The following is an 11,127-nucleotide window of genomic DNA, read 5'->3' on the forward strand; positions in this document are numbered from 1 at the left end:
TTGCACGAGATGTAAAACTCGAGAGGCCTCACCAAACTGAATGGACAGTCTTAGATTAAATTACTTTGAACTGTTAGTGCCGCAATGCCCAGTGATGCTGGGTCTTGCGGCTTTTGGTCGTTCTCTGCGGGTTCTACAAAAAGATACCGACGCCGGCATGTAATGCGGGCGTTTTTTTTGGTTTACCACTTTCATTCAACGGATGAAGAGTAAATCATATGGCTGAAGTGCTGCATTTACAGAGGCAATGCAGCAGTTCAGCCGGTGCCGGATTCATTAGCGCAAACAGAGGTCGTGTTTGTGCCGATGAATAATCCGCTTGAAAGGATAGAGCGGATTTTAATTTTTACCTGATTTTTTCCATCTCGATCGAAGGAGAAACAAAATGGCAACAGCACCACAACCGTCACCAGACGAAGCAGCAAAGAAGCCAGCTAAAAAAGCAGCTGCAAAGAAAGTAGCAAAACCAGCAGCGAAGCCAGCAGCCAAAGCGACAAAGGCAGCAGCAAAGCCAGCAGCCAAAGCAACAAAGGCAGCCGCTAAGCCAGCAGCGAAAGCAACAAAGGCAGCCGCTAAGCCAGCAGCGAAAGCAACAAAAGCAGCCGCTAAGCCAGCAGCAAAAGTAACAAAAGCAGCAGCTAAGCCAGCAGCCAAAGTAACAAAGGCAGCAGCTAAGCCAGCAGCAAAAGTAGCGAAAGCAACAAAGGCAGCAGCGAAGCCAGTAGCAAAAGCAGCGAAGGCAACAAAAGCAGCAGCGAAGCCAGCAGCAAAGGCAACAAAAGCAGCGGCAAAGCCAGCAGCAAAAGTAACAAAGGCAGCAGCGAAACCAGCAGCAAAAGTAGCGAAGGCAACAAAAGCAGCAGCGAAGCCAGCAGCAAAGGCAACGAAGGCAGCAGCAAAGCCAGCAGCAAAGGCGACAAAAGCAGCAGCGAAGCCAGCAGCAAAGGCAACAAAAGCAGCAGCGAAGCCAGCAGCGAAGGCAACAAAGGCAGTAGCGAAGCCAGCAGCAAAGGCAACAAAAGCAGCCGCAAAGCCAGCAGCTAAGGCAACAAAAGCAGCCGCAAAGCCAGTAGCGAAGGCAGCTAAAGCAGCTAAAGCAACGAAGGCAGCAGCGAAGCCAGCAGCGAAGGCAACAAAAGCAGCAGCTAAGCCAGCAGCGAAAGCAGCAGCTAAGCCAGCCGCTAAGCCAGCAGCGAAAAAAGCCGCAGCGAAGCCAGCAGCTAAGCCAGCAGCAAAAAAAGCAGCAGCTAAACCAGCAGCAAAAAAAGTCGCAGCGAAAGCAGCAACACCTGATGCAAAATCAGTCGTGAGCGCTAATGCAGCATGGCCTTTCCCAACTGGTAATCGCCCAGCATAATCGCTGATATGCTTTGACGCCTGATTGAATTCAGGCACAATACCCACTGCGTGATTCGTCACCCGGTGGGTATTTTTTTTAAGGACAACTTGTGCTGCGCGATATTCTATCTTTTGTCATTGATACGGTGACTGGCCTACTGGCTGGTTTTCTATTGCTGCGGTTTTGGATGCAAGTCCAGCGCGTGCGGCCACCGATTGGATTGGCCCAAGCGATTTTTCAATTGACGGATTGGATCGTGCATCCTATCCGTCGTATCGTGCCTGGATTTCGGGGATATGATTGGGCGAGCTTGATTGCAGTCTTCCTTGCTGCATTTGTCGCCATAGCGATCGACTTTTGGTTGTTAGCCCGTTTTCCGGTTGTCGTGATTTCTATTCTTGCCGTATTTCGTGTGATCCAATGGATCGTCTACGGACTCATGGCGCTGCTGTTTCTGGAAGCGATCTTTAGTTGGGTCAATCCCCACGCGCCTTTTGCTCCATTTATCCGTGCGTTAAATGGCCCAATACTCGCACCATTACGCAAATTCGTGCCTCCGTTTGGTGGGCTGGATTTTTCACCAATGGTGGCACTTATTTTGTTGCAAGTGATTAATCGCGTCCTCGTCGCATTGCAGGATCAACTGCTGATACGAGCCACTTTTTTTTAATCGCCAGTGCCACTTTCCGGTGCCGCAGTGGATTGCCGTACAATCAACTGCGAACTAAGCATTTCTCTTCGCATCGGTGCTTCTGGGCGTGCAATACGATCAACCAGAATTTGTGCCGTCAACTGACCAATCGCATGCTTTGGCTGCGAGATCGTGGTCAACGGTGGTGTGCTAAATGACGCAAGGGCAATATCATCATAACCGATGACCGATAGCTGCTGCGGAATCTTCACATTGGCTTGGTTAGCTGCGCAAATGCCACCGATTGCCATCAGATCATTACTGGCAAAAATCGCCGTCGGTCGGTCTGCTTTCGACAGAAGTTCCTGAAAAGCGTTAAATCCACCCTGACTCGTAAAGTCGCTGTGGATGAGGTAATCTGGATTGAAACTGATACCCGCCTCTTGCAGAGCGCGCAGATAGCCTGTCACACGGCCACCGCTGGGTAGCAATGTTTTTGGACCTGCCACACAGGCAATTTTTTTATGTCCCAAACTGATCAGGTAACGTGTCGCATCATAGCTTCCTTGAACGTGGTCAGCTTCAATGAGATCTGCCGTGACTCCCGCCACTTCGCGGTCCACCAGCACTTTAGGAATACCTTCGTTTGCCAATAATTCCGTTAAGTCTTCATCTGTCCCGGAGGAGACGAGAATCAACCCATCAATTCTCTTCTCCATTAACACCCTAATATAGGCGGCCTGCTTTTTAGGGTCATCATAGGAGTTGCAGAGAATAATGTTATAGCCGAGTTTAAATGATGCATCCTCGATTCCCTGGATGACTTCGGCGAAATACGGGTTGGAGTTATTGGGGATCATCATACCCAGAGTATGGGTACGATCATTTTTCAAGCTACGCGCCACTGCGCTTGGAATATAGCGTAGTTCCTCAATGACGGACAAAACACGTTCTCGTGCGTCTTCACTAACAACGCGCGTATTATTGATCACATGTGAAACGGTCGTGGTCGAGACCCGAGCTTTTTCTGCGACTTGCTTCATTGTTGCCATAAAAATCCTGCCTTTCTGTGGCTAGATTATGCCGTAGGAACGATGAAGCGGTTAAAATTTTTGCATACCACGACGGATTGATCGTTGATCAATAACGTCACTGCTAGCGCGCTTTGCGGACGAGTAAGCGGCGCAGCATCGGGCTTGGTTCGTAGGTGAGCGTACTTTACTCTTAAAACAGGAATACTGACATGAATGACCTTCTGATACGTAATGCAAACTTGGCGGACGGCAGAACCGGTGTCGACATCCTCGTTCGGCAAGGTCGGATTGCACATATCGATAGACAGATCGTGGCAACGGATTTGCCAGAGATTGATGCACAAGGAAATTTGCTGACATCCCCCTTTGTCGATGCCCATTTTCATATGGATGCCGTCCTTAGTTACGGGTTGCCAAGGGTGAATCAGTCTGGAACCCTTTTGGAGGGCATTGCGCTGTGGGGGGAGTTAAAGCCTAGCTTAACGCAAGAAGCATTAATTTCACGTGCGATGCAATACTGCGAGTGGGCCGTTGCGAAAGGCCTGTTGGCGATTCGTTCTCATGTCGATATCTGTGATGATCGTTTATTAGCGGTTGAGGCGTTGGTCGAAGTGAAGCGGCGGGTTGCACCTTATCTTGATTTGCAATTGGTGGCGTTTCCTCAGGACGGTTTGCTGCGCAGCAAAAACGCATTCAATAATTTGAAAAAAGCGATTGCGATGGGCGTTGATGTGGTGGGTGGTATTCCGCACTTTGAGCGAACGATGGCGGATGGTGCTGAATCGATCCGTATTCTCTGCGAATTTGCAGCAGAAAAAGGCCTGCGGGTGGATATGCATTGTGATGAGTCGGATGATCCCTTGTCGCGGCATATTGAGACGCTCGCGTTTCATTCACAACGCTTAGGGATGCAAGGTCGTGTGACAGGGTCTCATTTGACCTCTATGCATTCCATGGACAACTATTATGTCAGTAAGTTGCTGCCGCTGATACGCGAGGCGGGTGTCGCCGCCATTGCCAATCCACTGATTAATATTACCTTACAAGGTCGCCACGATACGTATCCGAAGCGACGAGGGATGACACGCGTGCCAGAAATGATCGCGGCGGGGATTGATGTCGCTTTTGGCCATGATTGTGTGATGGATCCTTGGTATAGCCTTGGTTCTGGTGACATGCTTGAGGTCGCCCATATGGGATTGCATGTGGCACAGATGACGGGCCAAGCAGCGATGCGGCAGTGCTTTGATGCGGTGACAAGTACGCCTGCGCGTATTCTTGGTCTAGAGAACTATGGTTTAGCGCCTGGATGTCATGCAGATTTTGTGATTCTTGATGCGCGAGATCCAATCGAGGCCTTGCGCTTGCGCCCCGTGAGGCGTTACGTCATACGGCGTGGTGCTGTCATCAGCGAAACACCGCAGCCAGTGGCAACGCTCTCGTTACCTGGACGTCAATGTCAGGTGAACTTCCGCCATTAGACGCAGAGGCGAAAAAAAACTGCCAGTGAACTTATTTCACTGGCAGTCCGTTGACGTTCGTTCTACGTCATTGCACGACGGATTCTCAGAGCTGTGCAAACGCCTGTTTTGCAGCGGCGATCGTTGCGTCGATGACGGCGTCGTCATGTTGAATTGACACAAATCCTGCTTCAAATGCCGATGGCGCTAAATAAACGCCCGCATCAAGCATCAAATGGAAGAAACGATTGAATTTTTCTTTATCGGTCGCCATCATCGCTGAATACGAGGTCGGCACTTCTTCTGCAAAATAGATACCAAACATGCCGCCAACCGCATCGGCACAGAAGGACACACCTGCTTCTTTGGCTGCCGCGGTCAGACCATCAACGAGTTTGCGTGTCTGTGCAGTTAATTTTTCATAGAAGCCTTCTTCTTGAACGAGTTTTAGCGTCGTCATCCCCGCAGCCACGGCGACTGGATTGCCAGAAAGCGTTCCCGCTTGGTAGACGCCGCCCAACGGTGCCATGTGACCCATCAAATCGGCTCGGCCGCCGAAGGCAGCGACTGGCAAACCGCCGCCAATCACTTTACCCATACATACCAGATCAGCTTGAATTTGGTACAACGCTTGTGCGCCGTGCAAGCCAACGCGGAAGCCGCACATGACTTCATCAAAAATTAATACACTGCCATGTTCAGTGCAGAGGCGACGCATTGTTTCTAAGAATACAGACGTCGCACGAATCAGGTTCATATTGCCTGCTACCGGCTCAACAATCACGCAGGCGATTTGATCACCAATTGATTTGAAGACTTCTTCGAGCTGTTCACAGTTGTTGTAGTCGAGAACGAGCGTGTGTTTGCTGAAATCTTCCGGGACACCAGCTGACGTTGGGTTGCCAAATGTCAGCAAGCCGCTTCCTGCTTTTACCAGCAAAGAATCGGCGTGGCCGTGATAGCAGCCCTCGAATTTGATAATTTTGTCACGCTTGGTTGCACCGCGTGCTAAACGTAGCGCGCTCATCGTGGCTTCGGTTCCGCTGGACACCAGACGTACTTGCTCAACACCCGGAACCAGCTTGCAGATCTCTTCCGCCATCAGAATTTCACCCTCTGTTGGCGCGCCAAAACTCAGTCCACGCGCTGCAGCAGTTTGAACGGCACTGACGACTTCAGGATGTGCATGACCAACAATCGCAGGTCCCCAAGAGCAGATGTAGTCGATATAGCGGCGATCGTCCGCATCCCAAAAATAAGGGCCGCTGGCGCGAGTAATAAAACGGGGAGTGCCGCCTACTGAACGGAACGCACGTACAGGAGAATTAACGCCACCTGGTGTCGTTTGTTGCGCGCGGTGAAAAAGGGTTTCGTTATGCGTAGTCATAATGTGCGATCAGAGTAAGTGGTAAATGACGAAGGGAGCGTCTGAAGCCAAGCCGATGACGTCTGTCGCCTGCACGCCGACAGGGCGGACATCGAATATGGTTTAGGTTTCTTCTCTCGCCCAAAAAAAACGATCAGGAATAAGTTTCCCCATCCCAAATTGCTGCGCGTGGGCAATTGTTGCCTGCGCGAATTCTTGTGCCTCAAGAACAGATTCTGGCACTTCTAGACCATTTGCCATCAAGGCTGCGATGGCAGCGGAAAGCGTTGATCCGCCTCCTGCAAATGACCCCGGAATACGCGGCCACACATCTCTTCTCACGACACCGGATTCATTAAATAGCGTGTTAGCAACCTCGCCATTGCCACACGGCGTGCCCGTTACGAGAACATATTCACACCCCGAGTCAATTAAGGTCATTGCGTCGGCGGTGAGATCTTCTGTATCGAGATTGTCTTTCCATGTTTCCGCTAATCGCGACAATTCGACGGCAGAAATGAGCAACAGCGTTGCTTGCGGAATCAGTAACTCGCGAATGGCCAACGTTAAGTCTTCGGCATCGCTGGTTTGTTCTGTGACAGCGCTATGAAACGGATCGAGGATCAGGGGCATCTCTGGGTAATCAGAGACAATTTCTGCTATCGTGGTAGCGTTGTCTACACTGCCGACTTGCCCGATTTTAATCGTGACAACCGCCATGTCTTCGAGGATGGTTCTTGCTTGCTCATCGACCAAATCTGCCTCAAGTGGATGTACGCTGTCGACTTGTGCTGTATCGCCGGTGAGGATGGCAGTAACGATGGGTAATCCATGGCAACCCATGGCGGCGAAAGAGGCGAGATCAGCAAACAGACCGGTGGCAGTAACAGGGTCTGATGCACCAAAACTGAGAATGAGCGGAGAAATTTGGTTTTGCACGTTGGGTAGATTAATATAGCCAGCTTTAATAGATTTGTATCAGTTCAAATGATGAGATGAGGGCGTTTTCTTAAATTTCATTCATTGGTTCTCATATTTTACTTGATTGAAGGGTTTTAGTCGTGAGTGATAACACCGGTAGCCAAGAGCAGTTTACAACATGGATGTGTTTAATTTGTGGATGGGTCTATGATGAAGAACAAGGTTTGCCTGATGAGGGAATCCCGCCAGGAACCCGTTGGCAAGACGTTCCGATGAATTGGACCTGCCCAGAGTGTGGCGCACGCAAAGAAGACTTTGAAATGGTTGCGATTTAACCGCGTATTTTCATTTTTTTAGTTGTATTAAATGTTTATTCACGGAAAATAAGCACCAGTGCAAGACTTTTTTGCTACAGTGCTGAATCGAGACAATTCTGTTGAAAAGAGATGATTTTATGTCAATAGTGACGGGCAACGACAACCTGAAAATCATGGTGATCGACGACAGTAGTACGATTCGTCGGTCTGCTGAGATATTTCTCGGGCAAGCCGGTTATAAAATTGTATTGGCCGAGGATGGTTTCGATGCCTTGGCGAAGATTAATGATTCTCATCCGGATTTGATTTTCTGCGACATCCTGATGCCACGTTTGGACGGCTATCAAACGTGTGCATTGATTAAAAAAAGTGCGAAATTTCGCGATACCCCTGTCATTATGCTCTCTTCTAAAGATGGCCTCTTCGATAGAGCACGCGGCGCGATGGTAGGGTCAGACGAGTATCTGACCAAACCTTTTACAAAAGATAGTCTGCTGAAAACTGTGCGGAATTACACTTCTGACGCACACAGTAAATAATTCAGCTTTATGTGAGATAGGAAAAAAATGGCTATTCAGAAAATTTTAGTAGTAGATGACTCTCCAACAGAGCGTTATTTCCTGACTGATGTGTTAGTAAAAAACGGGTTTTCTGTGTCTACTGCAGAAAGCGGAGAAGAAGCCTTAACCAAAATTAAGGCAGACAAGCCTCAGTTGATTCTGATGGACGTTGTCATGCCGGGACAAAATGGTTTTCAAATTACACGTGCGATTGCGAAAGATCCGGAAACGCAAGACGTTCCTGTGATTATTTGCACAAGTAAAAACCAAGAAACAGACAAAATTTGGGGCTTGCGCCAAGGTGCACGTGATTATCTGGTGAAACCAATTGATCCACAAGAATTGCTGGCAAAAATCGCTGCACTTGGTTAAGGCGATGGCTCTGCAATGATGCAGAGAGCTGGCAGATGTGTTTTTGCGCGATAAATTTTAGAAATCCCCGGATAACTTCATGACCCAGAATTTGAGTGACACTGTGACGGCGAATCAGGAAGTCAGCAAACCTGACAGCGGTGTGCGACGCACCCGTTTGCGTGAGTTTCAGGCACAGTTGGTTGAGCGTATGCAGGCAGCTCAACGTGGTGATTTTGCGCAGGTGAATCAACTCGGAATCATGGCAGGGCAGGTCCGTTATTTGCTTGAATTGCGCGAGGCGGGTGAAATTGTGAGTGCCACATCACTCACTTCCGTACCCTTGACGAAAGACTGGTATGTCGGTCTGGCAAACATCCGGGGTAACTTAACGAGTGTGGTTGATTTGCCTCGTTTTCAAGGACTTGATACGACACAGCTCGACCAAAGTTGCCGCATCGTTGCGTTTGCACCAGTGCTCGCCTTCAATAGCGGACTCTTGGTCTCACAAGTTCTTGGTTTGCGTAACATTGCCGAAATGGAAGAGGTGACTTCTGTTGAGGGCACGTCCGGTATGCCTGCCTGGCTATCAAGTCAGTACCGTGATCGTGAGGGAAATATTTGGCATAAGCTCAGCCTGGCTGCACTCGTGCAAGACCAGGATTTTTTACAAATAGGTTCATAGTCAGTTTGTATTTTAAGCAACACTGAAAGCACGTCAATCGTTTAGGAGACTTAGTAATGGAATTAAAGCTACCGTTCTTGTCCAAGGGAAAAGAAGATCCGGAAATAGACGGAGCAGATGTTGCGGCAAGGTCGTTCGGTAATGTTGATCCAGCTGAAGTGGAAGAGGCGAGCAACGTCAAAATGCTGACTCCTGAACCTGAGACCGCCGCGCCTCAGCAAAGTGCTGAAGCAGCGATCTCGCAAGATCAACGCGCCGATGCGACATTCATTGGTGATGCGCTGGAAAAAGGTGGTGATATTCGCTTGCCAATTATTGGCAAAATGTCGCTGCAACAACAGATGCGCGTCCTTTCCATTACGATGGGTTCTGCACTGGTTGTTGGTGCGTTTTTCGTATGGCTCAATGCAAGTCAGTCTGCGCTGGTATCAACACAAGTACAGATTTCTGGTGACATGCTGATGCACTCGCAGCGTATCGGTAAAGCGGCACCAAATGCGATTCAAGGTAACGTTGAAGCGTTTAAGCAATTGGAAGACAGTCGGAAAGAGATTAATGCCGATCTGAATATTCTGCTCAAAGGTGGTGCCTATCAGGGTCGTAATGTCGATAAAGCAAGCTCAGCACTGGAAAGTGTATTGCTCGACACATCAAAAACTTGGCAAAACTCGAACAAAGCGGCGGAAACCATTTTGGCGCGTCGTAAAGAGCTGACTGGTTTCGGTGAAACACTGCAAAAACTGAATGCTTTGTCGCCTGCCTTGTTGGAATTGACAGAGCAAATTTCGACCTTGAAGGTGCAAGGCGGTGGTTCGGCACGTGAAATTTCTGCATCAGGCCAGTTGGTCATGTTGACGCAGCGTCTGGGTCGTAGTGCGAATGAATTCTTGACATCGGAAGGTGTTAATCCAGAAACGGCGTTCTTGTTGGGTAAAGATACCAACACTTTCCGTGACTTGGTCGATGGTTTCCTGAAAGGTAGTGATGTCTTACGCCTTGCAATGACCAAGGATGCTGATACACGCGACAAACTGGAAGAGCTGCAAAAAACATTTGAAGACTACCGTGCTTCCGTTTCCAGCATTCTGGGTAACTTGCAGAATTTTATTGCGGCAAAGCAATCAGAACAGCTCATTTTTAATGAAAACGAAGATTTAAAGACAAAATTTGCCAAACTGCAAAAAACGTACACAGAACAGCAAGATTCGATCAGTCTGACATTCTGGCTGTTGCTCTTGTCTGGTGTGGTGGCATTGCTTTCAGCGGTTGGTATCGCGCTGGTTCTGTTGCAAGATAGCCGTAACCGCGCAAAAGAGGCGAATGAACGTCGCCAAGAAGCTGCGGCACAGATGTTGCAAGCGCAGAAACAAGAAGAAGAAGCGAAAGCTGCTAACGATCAGAACCAGGCTGCGATTTTGCGACTCATGAATGAATTGCAAGAAGTGGCGGATGGTGACTTGACAGTGCAAGCGACCGTTTCTGAAGATATTACGGGTGCGATTGCTGACTCGGTTAACTACACGGTGGAAGAGTTGCGCGGACTGGTTGGACGTGTGACCAAAACAGCGGAACAAGTTACGTCAGCGTCAAACGAAGCGCAGGATATTTCGACCAATCTGCTGCAAGCGTCTGAGCAACAATCACGTGAGATTACCGATGCGGGTCAGGTTGTTTTGACGATGGCGGCGGAAATTACAGACGTTTCTCGTTCAGCCAACGAATCAGCAGAGGTTGCGCGTCAGTCGGTTGCTGCGGCGGAGCAGGGCGCGCATGCGGTGGAAGACGCGATCAAGGGTATGAATGAGATTCGTGAACAGATTCAAGAAACCTCTAAGCGGATTAAACGACTGGGTGAATCCTCACAGGAAATTGGTGAAATTACGGAGCTGATTTCCGACATTACCGAACAAACGAACGTCTTGGCGCTGAATGCGGCGATCCAAGCGGCGTCAGCGGGTGAAGCAGGACGCGGGTTCTCGGTGGTTGCGGAAGAGGTGCAGCGTCTGGCGGAACGTTCAGCGGAAGCGACGAAGCAGATTGGTGCGCTGGTTCGTACGATTCAAACGGATACCCATGACGCGGTTGCCGCGATGGAAAAATCAACGCAGGGTGTGGTTGAGGGAGCCCGTTTGTCAGATGCGGCGGGTACGGCGTTGTCTGAGATTCGTAGCGTTTCTAATCGCCTTGCGGAACTGATTCAAGGGATTTCTCTTGCGACTGAACAGCAAGCGACGTCAGCGAACGGCGTTGCGCAAAATATCCAACACATTTTGACGGTGACCGAGCAGACACAAAACGGTACGCAACAAACAGCGGATTCGATTAGGCAACTCGCCTTGCTGGCGGAGGAATTGAAAAACTCCGTTGCACGTTTCCGCGTCGCTGCCTGATTTTCAGTCTTTGAAACGTGCTCATGCCGTTTCATCCTATGTCGAGACGATGAACCGAGTTTCATCGTCTCTT

The 11,127-nt window shown here is 49.4% G+C and carries 12 protein-coding genes; 9 read left to right on the forward strand and 3 right to left on the reverse strand.

The window, feature by feature from the left end:
• Positions 1-40: 40 nt before the first annotated feature.
• From ACO0K2_RS00485 to ACO0K2_RS00495, 3 genes are all read left to right on the forward strand, one after another.
• Positions 41-163, forward strand: coding sequence for a hypothetical protein (locus tag ACO0K2_RS00485; RefSeq protein ID WP_423014633.1), 123 nt, complete (start codon positions 41-43; stop codon positions 161-163).
• A 222-nt stretch (positions 164-385) separates the two neighbouring features.
• Complete coding sequence (locus ACO0K2_RS00490) at positions 386-1,357, forward strand: hypothetical protein (protein WP_423014635.1); 972 nt, start codon at positions 386-388, stop codon at positions 1,355-1,357.
• A 91-nt stretch (positions 1,358-1,448) separates the two neighbouring features.
• Positions 1,449-2,009: a YggT family protein gene (locus ACO0K2_RS00495; protein WP_423014637.1), complete on the forward strand. Its 561-nt coding sequence runs from the start codon at positions 1,449-1,451 to the stop codon at positions 2,007-2,009.
• Here the strand turns inward: ACO0K2_RS00495 and ACO0K2_RS00500 are convergent.
• Positions 2,006-3,022 carry a LacI family DNA-binding transcriptional regulator gene (locus ACO0K2_RS00500; protein ID WP_423014639.1) on the reverse strand — a complete coding sequence of 339 codons (1,017 nt, stop codon included), beginning with the start codon at positions 3,020-3,022 and terminating at the stop codon, positions 2,006-2,008. The two genes, ACO0K2_RS00495 and ACO0K2_RS00500, sit on opposite strands and share 4 nt — an antisense overlap.
• A 191-nt stretch (positions 3,023-3,213) precedes the next feature.
• On the opposite strand from ACO0K2_RS00500, the gene ACO0K2_RS00505 reads away from it, so the two are divergent.
• Positions 3,214-4,485 (forward strand): amidohydrolase family protein, encoded by a 1,272-nt coding sequence (locus ACO0K2_RS00505; RefSeq protein WP_423014641.1) that lies wholly within the window; start codon positions 3,214-3,216, stop codon positions 4,483-4,485.
• Positions 4,486-4,570: 85 nt separating this feature from the next.
• Here ACO0K2_RS00505 and hemL read toward each other — a convergent pair whose 3' ends face one another.
• Both hemL and thiD read right to left on the reverse strand, forming a co-directional pair.
• Complete coding sequence (gene hemL, locus ACO0K2_RS00510) at positions 4,571-5,851, reverse strand: glutamate-1-semialdehyde 2,1-aminomutase (RefSeq protein WP_423014643.1); 1,281 nt, start codon at positions 5,849-5,851, stop codon at positions 4,571-4,573.
• Positions 5,852-5,953: 102 nt separating this feature from the next.
• Positions 5,954-6,769, reverse strand: coding sequence for a bifunctional hydroxymethylpyrimidine kinase/phosphomethylpyrimidine kinase (gene thiD / locus ACO0K2_RS00515; protein ID WP_423014645.1), 816 nt, complete (start codon positions 6,767-6,769; stop codon positions 5,954-5,956).
• Between the two features lie 164 nt (positions 6,770-6,933).
• Between thiD and ACO0K2_RS00520 the strand changes: the two genes are divergently transcribed.
• From ACO0K2_RS00520 to ACO0K2_RS00540, 5 genes are all read left to right on the forward strand, one after another.
• A complete protein-coding gene (locus ACO0K2_RS00520; RefSeq protein WP_423016115.1) occupies positions 6,934-7,086 on the forward strand; it encodes a rubredoxin in 153 nt (50 codons plus the stop codon).
• A 119-nt stretch (positions 7,087-7,205) separates the two neighbouring features.
• Positions 7,206-7,607, forward strand: coding sequence for a response regulator (locus ACO0K2_RS00525; RefSeq protein WP_423014647.1), 402 nt, complete (start codon positions 7,206-7,208; stop codon positions 7,605-7,607).
• A gap of 27 nt (positions 7,608-7,634) precedes the next feature.
• A complete protein-coding gene (locus tag ACO0K2_RS00530; protein WP_423014649.1) occupies positions 7,635-8,000 on the forward strand; it encodes a response regulator transcription factor in 366 nt (121 codons plus the stop codon).
• A 79-nt stretch (positions 8,001-8,079) separates the two neighbouring features.
• Positions 8,080-8,664: a chemotaxis protein CheW gene (locus ACO0K2_RS00535; RefSeq protein WP_423014651.1), complete on the forward strand. Its 585-nt coding sequence runs from the start codon at positions 8,080-8,082 to the stop codon at positions 8,662-8,664.
• 56 nt (positions 8,665-8,720) lie between these two features.
• Positions 8,721-11,054 (forward strand): methyl-accepting chemotaxis protein, encoded by a 2,334-nt coding sequence (locus ACO0K2_RS00540; protein WP_423014653.1) that lies wholly within the window; start codon positions 8,721-8,723, stop codon positions 11,052-11,054.
• Positions 11,055-11,127 lie beyond the last annotated feature (73 nt).

This window comes from Undibacterium sp. MH2W, from assembly GCF_049340215.1.
In the GTDB taxonomy this organism is placed as follows: domain Bacteria; phylum Pseudomonadota; class Gammaproteobacteria; order Burkholderiales; family Burkholderiaceae_D; genus Undibacterium.

What these genes read in the sequence shown, in the direction of transcription:
- ACO0K2_RS00485 (WP_423014633.1), top strand. Translation starts at nt 41, where the DNA reads ATGGACAGTCTTAGATTAAATTACTTTGAACTGTTAGTGCCGCAATGC.
- ACO0K2_RS00490 (WP_423014635.1), top strand. Translation starts at nt 386, where the DNA reads ATGGCAACAGCACCACAACCGTCACCAGACGAAGCAGCAAAGAAGCCA.
- ACO0K2_RS00500 (WP_423014639.1), bottom strand. Translation starts at nt 3,022, where the DNA reads ATGGCAACAATGAAGCAAGTCGCAGAAAAAGCTCGGGTCTCGACCACG.
- ACO0K2_RS00505 (WP_423014641.1), top strand. Translation starts at nt 3,214, where the DNA reads ATGAATGACCTTCTGATACGTAATGCAAACTTGGCGGACGGCAGAACC.
- hemL (WP_423014643.1), bottom strand. Translation starts at nt 5,851, where the DNA reads ATGACTACGCATAACGAAACCCTTTTTCACCGCGCGCAACAAACGACA.
- ACO0K2_RS00520 (WP_423016115.1), top strand. Translation starts at nt 6,934, where the DNA reads ATGTGTTTAATTTGTGGATGGGTCTATGATGAAGAACAAGGTTTGCCT.
- ACO0K2_RS00525 (WP_423014647.1), top strand. Translation starts at nt 7,206, where the DNA reads ATGTCAATAGTGACGGGCAACGACAACCTGAAAATCATGGTGATCGAC.
- ACO0K2_RS00530 (WP_423014649.1), top strand. Translation starts at nt 7,635, where the DNA reads ATGGCTATTCAGAAAATTTTAGTAGTAGATGACTCTCCAACAGAGCGT.
- ACO0K2_RS00535 (WP_423014651.1), top strand. Translation starts at nt 8,080, where the DNA reads ATGACCCAGAATTTGAGTGACACTGTGACGGCGAATCAGGAAGTCAGC.
- ACO0K2_RS00540 (WP_423014653.1), top strand. Translation starts at nt 8,721, where the DNA reads ATGGAATTAAAGCTACCGTTCTTGTCCAAGGGAAAAGAAGATCCGGAA.